General features: G+C 67.6%; 7 protein-coding genes. 6 read left to right on the forward strand and 1 reads right to left on the reverse strand.

Features of this window, described 5'->3' with window-relative positions:
* Positions 1-106 precede the first annotated feature (106 nt).
* From OTERR_RS14790 to OTERR_RS14815, 6 genes are all read left to right on the forward strand, one after another.
* Complete coding sequence (locus OTERR_RS14790; protein ID WP_149426231.1) at positions 107-2,296, forward strand: TonB-dependent siderophore receptor; 2,190 nt, start codon at positions 107-109, stop codon at positions 2,294-2,296.
* 137 nt (positions 2,297-2,433) lie between these two features.
* On the forward strand, positions 2,434-3,129 hold the full coding sequence (locus OTERR_RS14795) for a response regulator transcription factor (RefSeq protein WP_149426232.1): 696 nt from the start codon (positions 2,434-2,436) through the stop codon (positions 3,127-3,129).
* Entirely contained in the window at positions 3,129-5,060 is a 1,932-nt protein-coding gene (locus OTERR_RS14800) for a sensor histidine kinase (RefSeq protein WP_223115960.1), read from the forward strand. Before OTERR_RS14795 ends, OTERR_RS14800 begins: the two co-directional genes overlap by 1 nt.
* Positions 5,061-5,229: 169 nt before the next feature.
* The gene (locus tag OTERR_RS14805) at positions 5,230-6,975 is read left to right on the forward strand and encodes a ShlB/FhaC/HecB family hemolysin secretion/activation protein (protein WP_187775259.1); all 1,746 of its coding nucleotides are present in this window, start codon (positions 5,230-5,232) and stop codon (positions 6,973-6,975) included.
* Positions 6,976-7,101: 126 nt separating this feature from the next.
* The gene (locus OTERR_RS14810) at positions 7,102-10,575 is read left to right on the forward strand and encodes a two-partner secretion domain-containing protein (protein ID WP_149426234.1); all 3,474 of its coding nucleotides are present in this window, start codon (positions 7,102-7,104) and stop codon (positions 10,573-10,575) included.
* 39 nt (positions 10,576-10,614) lie between these two features.
* Positions 10,615-13,824: a two-partner secretion domain-containing protein gene (locus tag OTERR_RS14815; protein WP_149426235.1), complete on the forward strand. Its 3,210-nt coding sequence runs from the start codon at positions 10,615-10,617 to the stop codon at positions 13,822-13,824.
* Positions 13,825-14,010: 186 nt separating this feature from the next.
* On the opposite strand, the gene OTERR_RS14820 is transcribed toward OTERR_RS14815, so the two are convergent.
* Positions 14,011-15,528: a cobyric acid synthase gene (locus tag OTERR_RS14820; protein ID WP_223116071.1), complete on the reverse strand. Its 1,518-nt coding sequence runs from the start codon at positions 15,526-15,528 to the stop codon at positions 14,011-14,013.
* Positions 15,529-15,662 lie beyond the last annotated feature (134 nt).

The raw sequence follows: 15,662 nt of genomic DNA on the forward strand, positions 1-15,662 counted from the left end.
CGTAGCCGTGTCGCTTTCCGGACAAGGTGAGCATCAGACCTCAAAATACCGCCCGGCCTCTTCAAAACTTGAATAACCCGCTGATCGCCCCGCCCCCAGTCGCCGCTTGAAACCCATCCTACGCAACACCTTCTCCCTCCCCTGTCCGCCCAGATGGCATGCCTGTTGGCGCACCGCCCTGGCCATGGTCGGCGGTATTGCGCCCGCGGCGGCAAGCACTGACCCTCCTCTCCTCCCCGAGGTTGTCGTCACCACCGCACTGGCCGCGACCACTGACGATCCTGAGGCGTACACCAGCAGCGCTCCCGTGTTCATCGCCACCGGGCTCCCCCTTTCCCTGCAGGAAACGCCTCAGCCCGCTACCGTCACCACCCGGCAGCAGATCGACGACCAGCACCTGCGGACCCTGGAGGACATCGCGCCAGCGGTGCCCGGTCTTGCCCTGTCTCGGGACCAGTTCTATGCGCGGGGCTTTGCGCTGGACACCCTGATGCTGGACGGGCTGAACACCACCTTCGACAAGACTGTCGATCTGGCCAACAGCCTGGCGATGTACGAGCGCATCGAAATCGTGCGGGGCGCCGCCGGCCTCGTACAAGGCCCAGGCAACCCCTCGGCCACCCTCAACCTGGTACGCAAGCGGCCAACGGCCGACGCCAGGATCAGCCTCACCGGCCACCTCGGCAGCTGGGGCCGCCACGGTGCCACGCTGGATGTTTCCCGCTCCCTGAACAGCGCCGGCAGCCTGCGGGGTCGCTTCGTTGCCGAACAGCGGGAAGAAGGCAGCTTCCAGCCTACCGTCTCGCGCCGAAACAGCACCTTCTATGGCATCCTCGAAGCGGATACCGGGCAGCACACCACCCTCAGCCTGGGGGCCTCACGGCAGAGCAGCGCCAACCGCGACACCTGGGCCGGCATCCCCACGGCGCCCGATGGCAGCGACCTGCACCTGCGCCGCAGCACCTATCTGGGCAACGACTGGGACCACTGGGACCAGTACACCACCACGGTCTTCGGCCAACTCGAACACCGTCTGGCAAACGGCTGGCGCCTGCGCCTGGACGCGCTGCACAGCCACTCCGCCTTCGACTATCTGGGCACCTACTTGAGTGGCGGCACCCCCACAGACATGCGCCAAAACCTGGGGCAATACCGCTACACCAATCGCCAGTCCAGTTACGCCCTGTCCAGCAACGGCACCTTCAGCGGCTTCGGGCGACGGCACGAACTGGCCTTCGGTGCCAGCCAGCGCAACTTCACCGCTGGCGGGCAAGGGCAGACGGTCTTTGACTTCGCCACCGGCATGGACGTGCGGGCCTGGGACCCGCATCGCATTGCCAAACCGAATCTGGACGCCCTGGCGCCCTACGCCTACCACTACAGCCCAAGCAGCCAGACCGCGCAAAAGGGGGTTTGGCTGACCACCCACCTGAGCCTGAGCGAGCGCCTGAAATTGGTCCTAGGCGCCCGGCTGGACTGGTACCGCCAACACAGCGTGATCCAGGACAGCTTTACCTCCCTGCGCACCGACCTGAGCGCCAGCCATCACCTCAGCCGCTACGGCGGCCTAATCCACGACCTGGACGCACACCACAGCCTCTACGCCAGTTTCGCCGACATCTTCCAGCCCCGCACCCAGCAGGACGTCGCCGGCCGGCTGCTGCCCCCCAGCGCAGGCCAGACCTACGCCACCGGCCTCAAGGGCAGCTATTTCGGCGACACCTTGCACGCCGGCGTCCACCTGTTTCAGACCGAGCAGAAAAACCAGCCCGCACTTCTGGACAGCCAGGCCAGCTGCCCCGGCTTCCCCGTCTCAACCTGTTACCAAGCCAGCGGCCTGGTGCGCAGCCAGGGCGTGGAACTGGAAATTCACGGCGCCCTCACTCCCGCCTGGCAGATCATGGCCAGCCATAGCAGCATCCACAGCCGTTATGTGGACGATCCCGTCCGCCAAGGCCAGCGTTTTGAGCCACAGCTACCCGGTCGGCAACTCAAGCTCGCCACCGTCTACCGCCTGCCCGGTGGCCAATGGCGCATCGGCGGCAATCTCTACCGCCAAAGCGCGATCTCCAACCAGGGGCACGACGCGTTGACCGGCTTTCACTATCGCATGCAGCAGCCCGCCTACACCCTGGCGGGGCTGATGGTCAGCCACCAGCCGACCCGCAACCTGCATCTCCAGCTCAACATCAACAACCTGCTGGACCAACGCTACTACCAAAGCATCGAAGCCCCCACGCTCACCTCCTACGGGGCGCCGCGCAACGTGATGCTGACCGCCCATTACCAGCTCTGAACATGCGCGCCGTCTTGACTGGACGCCCCGGGGCTACCCCCAAATACCTGAGTACAGGGATAGGCACGCCCGGCGTCATCATCCATAGTCGGCCCTACTCTCCAGGCTGGCCCTCCGGCCATTCCACGCTTCAGATCATGCCCGCCAACGCACAGCCCCCAGCCTCCTCGACCCTGCCCGTCCCCGTGCTGGTCGTGGAGGATGAACCTTTGATCCGGCAGCGCCTGGAAATCATCCTCGGCCAGCTCGGCTACACACCGGATGCAGTGCGCTCTGCCGCCTCGCTGGCCCAGGCCCGCCAGCAAATCGCGCAGCAGCCCGTGGCGCTGGCCTTGGTGGATCTGGGCCTGCCCGATGGCAACGGCATCGACCTCATCGCCGAACTGCGCGCCGCCGACCCGGCCATGGGCATCCTGGTCATTTCCGCCTGGAGCACCGAAGACGCCATCCTCGCAGCCCTGCGTGCCGGCGCCACCGGCTACGTGCTCAAGGAACGGGACGATCTCGAAGTCACCCTCTCCATCCGCAGCGTGCTGCGCGGGGGCGCCCCTATCGACCCCTTCATTGCCCGCCGTCTCATCGCCGAGCTGCAGCGCAACCAGAGCGATCCGGTGGAAGACGCCAGAACTGCGGACGATACCGCCCTGAGCAGCCGCGAAGGCGAAATTCTCGTCCTGGTCGCCAGCGGCCTGTCCAACCGGGAAATCGCCGCGCGCCTGTACATCTCGCGTTATACCGTCGAATCCCACGTCAAGAACATCTACCGCAAGCTGGCCGTCTCCTCACGCATCCGGGCCATCAGCGAAGCCCGTGCCCGGGGATTGCTCGACTGATGCGCGTCCCGTTGATACGGCATCTGGCCCTGCGGCTGGGACTACTGCTCGTCTGGATGTTCCTGGCGCCATCCGCCCTGGCCGCCGATAGCACTCCTGGCGCCTGTAAGCCGCGCATCACCAGCGTCATCGCGTTCCGGTACGGTCCGGACGCCCAGCTCATGAGCGACTGGCAACCCGTCACCCTGCCCGACAACTGGAGCCGGCGCTGGCCCGACTACGACGGCCCTGTCTGGTACCGCATCGACTGGGAACAAGGCTGTTCCAGCCCTGCGGCGCCAGACCGAAGCGCGAGCCATCGCCCCGTGGCCCTCACCATCGACTCCATCTGCATGGCGGGCGAAGTCTTCATCAACCGCGACCTGATCTGGCGCGACCGCCACCTGCGCGAACCCCTCTCCCGCTCCTGGGCCATGCCACGCTACTGGCTGCTGCCGTCGTCGTCGCTCAGCGAGGACGGCGCCAACACCCTGTGGGTACGCGTCACCGGCGTCGCCGCGCAAAACCCGGGTCTGGGCGTCGTCGAACTGGGTATGCCAAATGAGATGCTCAGCCTGCACGAGCACAACTACTGGCGATCGCGCACACTGACCATACTCAACATCGCCGTGTCGACAATGCTGGGGGTGATGGCCTTCTTCATCTGGCTACCAAACCGCAAACCCAATCTCTTCGGCTGGTATGCCCTCGTCTCCCTGATGTGGGTGATGTTCGCGGCCTACGCGCTCAACACGGAGGCCTGGCCCTTCTCCAGCACCCAGGCCGTGGCCCGGGCCAACAACCTGTTCTACATCGCCTTCGTCGCCTGCTTCACCATCTTCACCTGGCGGCTGACCGACTGCCCCCCCTCTACCCGGCGGGAAAACGCCCTGTGGGCATTGAGCGCAGGCGCCGCCGCGATCATCGTTATCACGCCCGGTTGGACCTGGATGCAGCAGGCCGCCCATTTCTTTACGCTCATTTTCTTCGCCAACACCGTGTACCTCGTCTGGCATGCTCGGCGCACCCGGAACCCGGAACACATGATCGTTGCTGCCTGCCTCCTGCTCATGTTCCTGCTCGGCATCCGCGACACTCTCGTACTGCACGACGTCATCCACAGCCGTACCTTCTACAGCCACTACACCGGCGCGCTGTTCATGCTCGTGGCTGCCATCATCCTTCGCCTGCGCATGCTGCGCGACGCCCAGCCCATCGAACGCTTCAACCAGGAGCTGACCGAAGCCGTCAGCCGCGCCTGCACCGACCTCAGCACCACCCTGGAGCACGAACACAGCCGGAATCTCGCCAACGTCCAGCTACAAGAACGCCTGCAACTGGCCCGCGATCTCCACGATGGCCTGGGGGGGCAAATCGTGCGCTCCATCATGCTGGTGGAGCAAACCGACACCCCCCTGAGCAAGCAACGCTTCCTCTCCATGCTCAAGCTGCTGCGCGACGATCTGCGCCAGGTTGTCGATAGCGGCGCCAGCATTGGCACGACCGTGCCCGCCACCCCGCTGGAATGGTCCGCGCCGCTGCGCCACCGCTTCGTCAGCTTGTTCGATGAACTCGACATCACGTCGCGATGGCATATCCCCGCCACCTGGCAAACCCCGCCCAACGCCCTGCAGTGCCTGCTGCTGGCCCGCGTCATCGAAGAAGCGCTCACCAACATCGTCAAACACAGCCAGGCGAGCAACGTGCTCGTCAGCCTGGATAGCGCCGCCCCCGCACGCCTCATCCTGCGCATCGAGGACGACGGCATCGGCTTCGACGTACAAGTCATCCAGCGCGCCGGCCTGGGCATCGGCATGTCCAGCATGCGTGCACGCATGGAACGCATGGGCGGCACCCTCCAGGTCAGTTCACGGCCGGGCGCCACCACCATCCAGGCCACCCTCTTCCTGGATAGCGGCCTCGCCCCCCTGGCCGATACGCCCCCCGCCTGATCCGGAGCCCCGAAACACTAGCACGGCGGCCATGGCCGGAGCCATGCCAAAAGAATTCACACCGCCCGGCAAAATCCCCAAACTCAGTGATATTCAATGCCAGGGGAATCCGCTTCAATTCATCGCCTAACGATCTACTCCCCCCGAGGGGTTAACAGGAATGTCTGCGATGAAAAGAACAAACTCCGGGCAACGTCAGCACGTACCGTGCGCCCCCGCCACCCTGCTCGCCCTGCTGCTTGGTCTGCCCGCCCTTGCTGCCCAGGCCCAGACCCCGCCCGACGCAGGCTCCCTGCTGCGCGAGAGCGAGCGCAACCTGCAAGCCCCCCGCCCCGCTGAACGCCCCGCCGCCACCCCCGCTGCCCGGCCCATGGCCGAGGACGCCAAGGCCACCCGGGTCAGCGTCAAGCGCATTGTCATCGACGGCGCCACCCTCATCCCCGCCGCCGAACTCGACCCCCTGGTGGCCGACCGCATCGGCCAGTCCCTGACCCTGGCCGAACTCGAACAGGCCGCCCAGCGCATCGCCGCCTACTACCGGGAGCGGGGCTGGTACGTCCGCGTCTATCTGCCACGCCAGGACGTCACCGACGGCATCATCCACATTCAGGTCCTCGAAGGCCGCTACAGCGGCAGCCACCTCGACAACAAGGGCCGCCGCGCCAACGGCACCTACGCCCAGGGCGTCGTCACCCGCCGCCTCGTCGAGGGCGAACCCCTGTCCGCCGCCGATCTGGAACGGGGCCTGCTGCTCGCCAACGACCTGCCCGGCATTCGCGCTACCGGCTTGCTCGAAGCCGGCCAGGCCCAGGGCGACACCCGGCTCAACCTGATCGTGGACGACACACCCCTCGTCTCCGGCGACATCGGCATCAACAACCACGGCGTCAAATCCACCGGCACCAACCAGGTGGTCGGGGGGCTGGCCCTCAACAACCTCACCGGCATCGGCGACCAGTTGGCCCTGCGCGCCCTGGCCGCCGAGGACATCTACAGCGGCCTGCTGCGCTACAGCCTGCCCCTGGGCCAGGACGGCCTGCGCCTGGCCGCCCACGCCTCCACCCTGGGCTACCGGCTCGGCGGCCGCTACAAACCCCTCAAGGCCGAGGGCAGCGCCTTCACCAGCGGCCTCACCCTGAGCTACCCCCTGATCCGCCAGAGCGACCGCAACCTGAACGTTTCCGCCGGCTACGAACACCGCAGCTACGACGACGACATGCTCAATGCCGCCCTGCGCCGCCACCGGATCAACGCCTTCACCCTGGGGCTGTCCGGCGACCAGCGCGACGGTTTCCTCAACGGGGGCGTCAGTTGGGGCAACCTGCAACTCACCCAAGGCACCCTGGACATCCGCAACATCGCCAACGACAAGGCTCTCGATGCCGCCGGGCCGCGCAGCAACGGCAACTACAGCAAGCTCGCCTTCTGGGCTAACCGCCTGCAATCCCTGGGCAACGGCGGCTGGCAGGTGCTGGCCGCCCTCTCCGGCCAATTCGCCGACAGCAATCTGAGCAGTTCCGAACGCTTCACCCTGGGCGGCCCCACCCAGGTGCGCGCCTACCCGGTCAACGAGGCCAGCGGCGACGAAGGGCTGCTCTTCAAGCTCGAACTGCAACGGGAACTGGGCAACGGCTGGCAAGCCATCGCCTTCTACGACGCCGGCCGCATCCGCCAGCACAAGAACACCTGGGCCGGCTGGCAGGGTGGCGGCAAGCAGCCCAACGAATACGGCCTCTCCGGCGTCGGGGTCGGCGCCAACTGGCGCGGCCAGGGCAGCCTGAGCGGCTGGCTGCTCGCGGCCAGCGTCGCCGTACCCCTGGGCAATAACCCGGGCCGGGACGCCAGCGCTCACAACAACGACGGTAGCAGCACCTCGTCCCCCCGCTTGTGGCTCAACCTGAGCCGCGTGTTCTAAGCGCCCCATCCGCCGCCCACGCCACCCAGGCCCCCATACGGATCAAGGGCCTGGACAAGCAATAGACACGGGAGCCCCACACCTTTGGCCGATGGCCTTCCGTCTTTCTTCCAGGATCAAACCGCCATGAACCACACCTACCGTCTCGTCTGGAACGACCAAACCCAGCGCTACGTTCCCGCCCCCGAAATCGCCCGCGGCCGGGGCAAGGTCGGCGGCCGGGCGCCCGCCCGGCTCAAGGCGGCCACCCTGCTGCTCGGCGCGGCCTTCTCCCTGCCCGTCTTCGCCCAGGCCGCCGGCGCCCTCGCCGCCAACGCCCTGCCCACCGGCGCCCAGGTGGTGGCCGGCCAGGCCGGCATCGCCCAGAGCGGCAACCAGATGACCGTCACTCAGGGCTCGGACAAGGCCATCATCAACTGGCAGAGTTTCAACATCGGCGCCAACGCCGCCGTCCAGTTCATCCAGCCGTCCACCAGCGCCGTCGCCCTCAACCGGGTGATCGCCGGCGATGCCAGCCAGATTCACGGCAAGCTCTCGGCCAACGGCCAGGTGTGGCTGATCAACCCCAACGGCGTGGTGTTCGGCAAGGGCAGCCAGGTCGACGTGGGCGGGCTGGTGGCCTCGACCATGAATATCACCAACGAGGATTTCTTGGCTGGCAAGGCGGTATTCACCCGCAACGGCACCACCGGCGGCATCGTCAACCAGGGCACCATCAATGCCGCCGACGGCGGCCTGGTGGCCCTGCTGGCCCCCACCGTGCGCAACGAGGGCATCGTCACCGCCCGGCTGGGCACCGTGGCGATGGCGGCGGGCGACCGGATCACCCTGGACGCCGGCGCCAATGGCCTGCTCCAGGTGGCGGTCGACCCGGCCACGGTCAAGACCCTGGTCGAGAACAAGCAACTGATCGTGGCCGACGGCGGCCAGGTGGTCATGACCGGCAAGGCCGCCGATGCGCTCTCCGCCAGCGTCGTCGCCAATACCGGCACGATCCAAGCCCGTGCCGTGGCCGAGCATCAAGGCCGCATCCTGCTGATCGCCGACATGGAACATGGTGAAACCCAAGTCGGCGGCACCCTGGACGCCAGCGCCCCGGCCGGCGGTAACGGCGGCTTCATCGAAACCTCCGCCGCCCGCGTCACGGTGGCCGATAGCGCCCTCATCACCACCAAGGCCGCCAGCGGCCAGAGCGGCACCTGGCTGATCGACCCCAACGACTTCACCATCGCCGCCAGCGGCGGCAACATGACCGGCGCCGCCGTGTCTGCCGCGTTGCAGAACAACGGCAACTTCACCATCGAGACCGCCACCCAGGGTACCGCCGGGGGCAAGGGCGACATCCGCGTCAATGATGCGGTCACGTGGTCGGCCGCCAGTACCCTGACCCTCAACGCCGAGCGCAACATCGACATCAACGCCGTGGTCTCGGTCAACGGCGACGGCAAACTGGCCATGAACTACCGCAGCGGCGGCAACATCAATACCCCGGGCTTCTCCGGGCGGGTGAATTTCGAGAAGTCGGGAAGCGGCCTGCTCACCGTCAAAGGCGAAGGCTACACCGTCATCAAGGACTTGACGGCCTTGCAGGCCATCAATGGCGGCCTGGACGGGAAGTACGCACTGGGCGCCGACATCAACGCCAGCGGCGGCGGCAACTTCACGCCGATCGGCAGCGACTACAACACCTCATTCACCGGCACCTTCGACGGCCTGGGGCACGTCATCCGCAATCTCGTCATCGATTATCCAAGCGAGAGCTACGTCGGCCTGTTCGGCTATACCTCGCTTGGCAGCATTATCCGCAACGTCGGGCTGGAGGGCGGGTCCGTAAACGGGAAGGGCTACGTCGGCGGGCTGGTCGGCTTCAACACTGGCAGCATCAGCAGCAGCTACGCCACGGGCAGCGTCAGCACCAGCGGGATCGTCGGCTACGACGGTGTCGCGGGCGGGCTGGTCGGCTACAACTCCTATGGCCGCATCAGCACCAGCTACGCCGCGGGCAGCGTCAGCGCCAACGCGTCGGGCGGCGGCAGCTCCTTTGCGGTCGGCAGCGCCTATGCGGGCGGGCTGGTCGGCTACAACACCTATGGCAGCATCAGCACCAGCTACGCCACGGGCAGCGTCAGCGCCAGCGCGTCGGGCGACGTCTACGCCAATGCGGGCGGGCTGATCGGCTACAACTACTATGGCAGCATCAGCACTAGCTACGCCACGGGCAGTGTCAGCGCCAGCCCGTCGGGCGGCGGTAGCGCCTCTGTGGGCGGGCTGGTCGGCGTAAACCTTGGCAGCATCAGCGCCAGCTACGCCACGGGCAGCGCCAGCCCGTCGGGCGGCGGCAGCACCTCTGCGGGCGGGCTGGTCGGCGCAAACGGCGGCACCATCACCGACGCCTTCTACGCCACCACCGACATCAATGGCAACGTCATCAACAACGGCGGCCTAGTGAATGGCGATTGGACAGGCAACGCCCTCGGCACCGGCAAATCCCTGGCCGACCTGCAAAAAGCCGGAACATTCGCCGCCTGGGGGGCGAACATCGACGATCGGGGCGGCAGCGGCGCCGTCTGGCGCATCTACGACGGGCACAGCACACCGCTGCTGCGCAGCCTCTTGAAGGCGCTGACGGTGGATGCCGGCACCCTGGCCGGCAAGGTCTACGATGGCAGCGCCGCCAGCGGCACGGTGGGCAGCTACACCCCCAGCGTGAGCGGCGCCCAACTGGACGGCAGCCTGAGCTATGCCACCGCCGGCAAGAATGCGGGCACCTACCGCGCGAGCGATGGTTCGCTGCAGCTTGGCGGGCTGTACTCGGACCAGCGCGGCTATGACATCCGTTATGCCGGGAGCCTGAAGATCGACAAGGCAGCGCTGACCGTCACCACCGGCGCCGTGAGCAAGACCTACGACGGCACCACCGCCGCCGCCGGCAGCGCCATCGTCAGTGGCGGCCAGCTGTACGGCAGCGACGCCCTCTCCGGCGGCAGCTTCGCCTTCACCGACAAGAACGCCGGTTCCGGCAAGACCGTCAGTGTCTCCGGGGTCACGATCAACGACGGCAACGGCGGCAACAACTACGCCGTCACCTACGCCGCCAATACCGCCAGCACCATCAACAAGGCGGCCCTGACCGTCACCGCCGCCAACGCCAGCAAGACCGAAGGCAGCCTGCTGGCGTTTACGGGCACCGAGTTCACGACGGGTGGCGGCCAGCTGAAAAACGGCGAGACCCTCGTCAGGGTGGATTTAAGCAGCAGCGGCGCCCCAGCCGATGCCAAGGCCGGCAGTTACGCGATCGCGGTTGGCAGCGCCCAGGGCGGCAACGGCTTTGACGCAAGCAACTACGACATCGCCTACGTCAACGGCGTCTTGAGCGTGGCGGCCAAGGCGGGGGCGCAGGAAAACCCGGCGGGGGCGCAGGAAAACCAGGCACCGTCCAGCGGCACCATCTGGCGAAACCAGGCGCATGAGGCCCATAAAGCACACCAGGCGCCACCTCAGGAGCGCCTTGGACAGGCCCGCGGCGGCCAGACACTGGCGGGTACCAGCCCTTTCCTGACCCTGGCCCCGATCTTCATCCGCGCCCGGGACGAGGACTGAGCCGGGAAGACCATCAAGCACGTTGCTCGGATTAACGCCATGAACCACACCTACCGTCTCGTCTGGAACGACCAAACCCAGCGCTACGTTCCCGCCCCCGAAATCGCCCGCGGCCGGGGCAAGGTCGGCGGCCGGGCGCCCGCCCGGCTCAAGGCGGCCACCCTGCTGCTCGGCGCGGCCTTCTCCCTGCCCGTCTTCGCCCAGGCCGCCGGCGCCCTCGCCGCCAACGCCCTGCCCACCGGCGCCCAGGTGGTGGCCGGCCAGGCCGGCATCGCCCAGAGCGGCAACCAGATGACCGTCACTCAGGGCTCGGACAAGGCCATCATCAACTGGCAGAGTTTCAACATCGGCGCCAACGCCGCCGTCCAGTTCATCCAGCCGTCCACCAGCGCCGTCGCCCTCAACCGGGTGATCGCCGGCGATGCCAGCCAGATTCACGGCAAGCTCTCGGCCAACGGCCAGGTGTGGCTGATCAACCCCAACGGCGTGGTGTTCGGCAAGGGCAGCCAGGTCGACGTGGGCGGGCTGGTGGCCTCGACCATGAATATCACCAACGAGGATTTCTTGGCTGGCAAGGCGGTATTCACCCGCAACGGCACCACCGGCGGCATCGTCAACCAGGGCACCATCAATGCCGCCGACGGCGGCCTGGTGGCCCTGCTGGCCCCCACCGTGCGCAACGAGGGCATCGTCACCGCCCGGCTGGGCACCGTGGCGATGGCGGCGGGCGACCGGATCACCCTGGACGCCGGCGCCAATGGCCTGCTCCAGGTGGCGGTCGACCCGGCCACGGTCAAGACCCTGGTCGAGAACAAGCAACTGATCGTGGCCGACGGCGGCCAGGTGGTCATGACCGGCAAGGCCGCCGATGCGCTCTCCGCCAGCGTCGTCGCCAATACCGGCACGATCCAAGCCCGTGCCGTGGCCGAGCATCAAGGCCGCATCCTGCTGATCGCCGACATGGAACATGGTGAAACCCAAGTCGGCGGCACCCTGGACGCCAGCGCCCCGGCCGGCGGTAACGGCGGCTTCATCGAAACCTCCGCCGCCCGCGTCACGGTGGCCGATAGCGCCCTCATCACCACCAAGGCCGCCAGCGGCCAGAGCGGCACCTGGCTGATCGACCCCAACGACTTCACCATCGCCGCCAGCGGCGGCAACATGACCGGCGCCGCCGTGTCTGCCGCGTTGCAGAACAACGGCAACTTCACCATCGAGACCGCCACCCAGGGTACCGCCGGGGGCAAGGGCGACATCCGCGTCAATGATGCGGTCACGTGGTCGGCCGCCAGTACCCTGACCCTCAACGCCGAGCGCAACATCGACATCAACGCCGTGGTCTCGGTCAACAGCGACGGCAAACTGGCCATGAACTACCGCAGCGGCGGCAACATCAATACCCCGGGCTTCTCCGGGCGGGTGAATTTCGAGAAGTCGGGAAGCGGCCTGCTCACCGTCAATGGCCAAGGCTACACCGTCATCAAGGACTTGACGGCCTTGCAGGCCATCAATGACGGCCTGGGCGGCAAGTACGCACTGGGCGCCGACATCGACGCCAGCGGCGGCGGCAACTTCACGCCGATCAGCGGCGTCGGCAGCGACTACAACACCCCATTCAACGGCACCTTCGACGGCCTGGGGCACGTCATCCGCAATCTCGTCATCGAGCAGCCCAGCACGATCTACGTCGGCCTGTTCGGCTATACCTCGAGTGACAGCGTTATCCGCAACGTCGGGCTGGAGGGCGGGTCCGTAAACGGGAGCGGCTACGTCGGCGGGCTGGTCGGCTTCAACACTGGCAGCATCAGCACCAGCTACGCCACGGGCAGCGTCAGCACCAGCGAGATCCTCGGCTTCGACATTGGCGCGGGCGGGCTGGTCGGCCAAAACCGTGGCAGCATCAGCGCCAGCTACGCCACGGGCAGCGTCAGCGCGTCGGGCGGCTTCCGCGCCTCTGCGGGCGGGCTGGTCGGCCTCAACAGCCACGGTGGCAGCATCGGCACCAGCTACGCCACGGGCAGCGTCAGCGCCAGCGCGTCGGGCAACGTCTACGCCTATGCGGGCGGGCTGGTCGGCTACAACTACAGCGACATCAGCAGCAGCTACGCCACGGGCAGCGTCAGCGCCAGCGCGTCAGGCGGCGGCAACGCCTTTGCGGGCGGGCTGGTCGGCTACTACTCCTATGGCAGCATCAGCGCCAGCTACGCCACGGGCAGCGTCAGCGCGTTGGGCGACTCCCTCAATTGCGCGGGCGGGCTGGTCGGCGTCGACGAAAACGGCGGCACCATCACCAACGCCTTCTACGCCACCACCGACATCAATGGCAACGTCATCAACAACGGCGGCCTAGTGAATGGCGATTGGACAGGCAACGCCCTCGGCACCGGCAAATCCCTGGCCGACCTGCAAAAAGCCGGAACATTCGCCGCCTGGGGGGCGAACATCGACGATCGGGGCGGCAGCGGCGCCGTCTGGCGCATCTACGACGGGCACAGCACACCGCTGCTGCGCAGCCTCTTGAAGGCGCTGACGGTGGATGCCGGCACCCTGGCCGGCAAGGTCTACGATGGCAGCGCCGCCAGCGGCACGGTGGGCAGCTACACCCCCAGCGTGAGCGGCGCCCAACTGGACGGCGGCCTGAGCTATGCCACCGCCAGCAAGAATGCGGGCACCTACCGCGCGAGCGATGGTTCGCTGCAGCTTGGCGGGCTGTACTCGGACCAACGCGGCTATGACATCCGTTATGCCGGGAGCCTGGAGATCAACAAGGCGGCGCTGACCGTCACCGCCGCCAACGCCAGCAAGACCGAAGGCAGCCTGCTGGCGTTTACGGGCACCGAGTTCACGACGGGTGGCGGCCAGCTGAAAAACGACGAGACCCTCGTCAGGGTGGATTTAAGCAGCAGCGGCGCCCCAGCCGATGCCAAGGCCGGCAGTTACGCGATCGCGGTTGGCAACGCCCAGGGCGGCAACGGCTTTGACGCAAGCAACTACGACATCGCCTACGTCAACGGCGTCTTGAGCGTGGCGGCCAAGGCGGGGGCGCAGGAAAACCCGGCGGGGGCGCAGGAAAACCAGGCACCGTCCAGCGGCACCATCTGGCGAAACCAGGCGCATGAGGCCCATAAAGCACACCAGGCGCCACCTCAGGAGCGCCTTGGACAGGCCCGCGGCGGCCAGACACTGGCGGGTACCAGCCCTTTCCTGACCCTGGCCCCGATCTTCATCCGCGCCCGGGACGAGGATTGAGCACCACCTCGACCGCTGCCCGGCGGCGCCCCTGCCGCCCTCGTCAAAACGCCCGCGCAGCCGCAATGGCTGCGCGGGCGTTTTGTTGCAGCACGACCTCCACCGCGCCACGGACCCGCGCCGCCGGCGCCCATCAGGTTTCTGCCGACGCGCCCCTACGGCCCTGCTACCGCGTTAGGTGCTGCCCTAATCCCCTTGCAGGGCCCGGGCCGGCAGGCAGTCGGCCAGCAGCGTCAGATCCAGGCTGGCGGCGATGCTGTCGGCCAGCCGGTCCAGGTCGGCCTCGCGCCGGGCGGCCAGGTCCACCGTCTGGAAGCCGCTCCGTTCCCCGTCCCGGCCGCTGCCTTGCGCCGCCCAGGCGAGCAGGGCGGCCAGGGCCTGGGGTTCGTCGAACAGGCCGTGGCAGTAGGTGCCGAGCACCTGGCCGTCCTCGGAGATGGACCCGTCCGGCCGGGGCAGCACCATGCCCGGTGCCGCCAGCCATACCGCCGGCCGGCCGCAGCCCGGCCCCCGGGTGACGCCCATGTGGATCTCGTAGCCGCTCACCGCCGCCCCGTCGGCCACCCCGGGCAGGCCCTTGAGGGCCAGCCGGCCGGTCACGTTGCGCAGCTGTTTTTCCGCCTCCAGGGTGGTTTCCACCTCCAGCACCCCCAGGCCGGCCCGGCTGCCCGGTGCCCCTTCCAGACCCTGGGGGTCGTGCAGCCATTCCCCCAGCATCTGGTAGCCGCCGCACAGACCGATCACCTTGCCGCCGTAGCGCAGGTGGCGCTTCAGGTAAGGAATCCAGCCCTGCTCTTCCAGCCAGGCCAGGTCGGCCTGGACCGCCTTGGAGCCGGGCAGCACCACCAGGTCCGCCGGGGGCGGGGTCTGGCCCGGGCCGATCCAGCGGAAATCCACCTCCGGATGCAGGCGCAGCGGGTCCAGGTCGTTGTGGTTGGACACCCTGGGGTAGGCCGGGGCGATCACCGTCAGCTTGGGCGCCACCTTGGCCACGGTGGCGGTGCCCAGGGCGTCCTCGGCGTCGAGGAACAGGCCGTGCAGGTAGGGCAGCACCCCCAGCACCGGCTTGCCGGTACGTTCCTCCAGCCAGCGCAGGCCGGGTTCGAGCAGGGAAATGTCGCCGCGGAAGCGGTTGATGACGAAGCCCCGCACCCGGGCCTGCTCGGAGGGCGAGAGCAGCTCCAGGGTGCCCACCAGGTGGGCGAACACGCCGCCCTTGTCGATGTCCGCCACCAGGATCACCGGGCAGTCCACCGCCTCGGCGAAACCCATGTTGGCGATGTCCCGGTCGCGCAGGTTGATCTCCGCCGGGCTGCCCGCCCCTTCCACCAGCAGGCATTCGTAGGCCCGGGACAGGCGGGCGTGGGATTCGAGCACCGCGGCCATGGCCCGGGTCTTGTAGGCGTGGTAGTCCCGGGCGTCCAGGTCGGCCACCGGGTGGCCGTGCACGATCACCTGGGCGCGCCGGTCGGTGGTGGGCTTGAGCAGGATCGGGTTGAAGTCGGTGTGGGGCTTGAGGCCGGCGGCCAGGGCCTGCAAGGCCTGGGCCCGGCCGATCTCGCCGCCGTCCTCGGTGACCGCGGCGTTGAGCGCCATGTTCTGGGACTTGAACGGCGCCACCTTGACGCCGCGCCGGGCGAACAGGCGGCACAAGCCGGCCACCACGGTGCTCTTGCCGGCGTCCGAAGTGCAGCCCTGGACCATCAGGGTGGGGATGCGTGGTGCGGCAGGTGGCACAGCGCTCGAATCAGCAGCGGAGGCAGAGGAAACAGGCAACGTCATTGCGGCGAAATCGGCAGAAAGGGAAAGAAAAGGGGGCAATGGCGATGACGCGCCAC

This window comes from Oryzomicrobium terrae (assembly GCF_008274805.1).
GTDB classification, from domain to species: Bacteria; Pseudomonadota; Gammaproteobacteria; order Burkholderiales; family Rhodocyclaceae; genus Oryzomicrobium; species Oryzomicrobium terrae.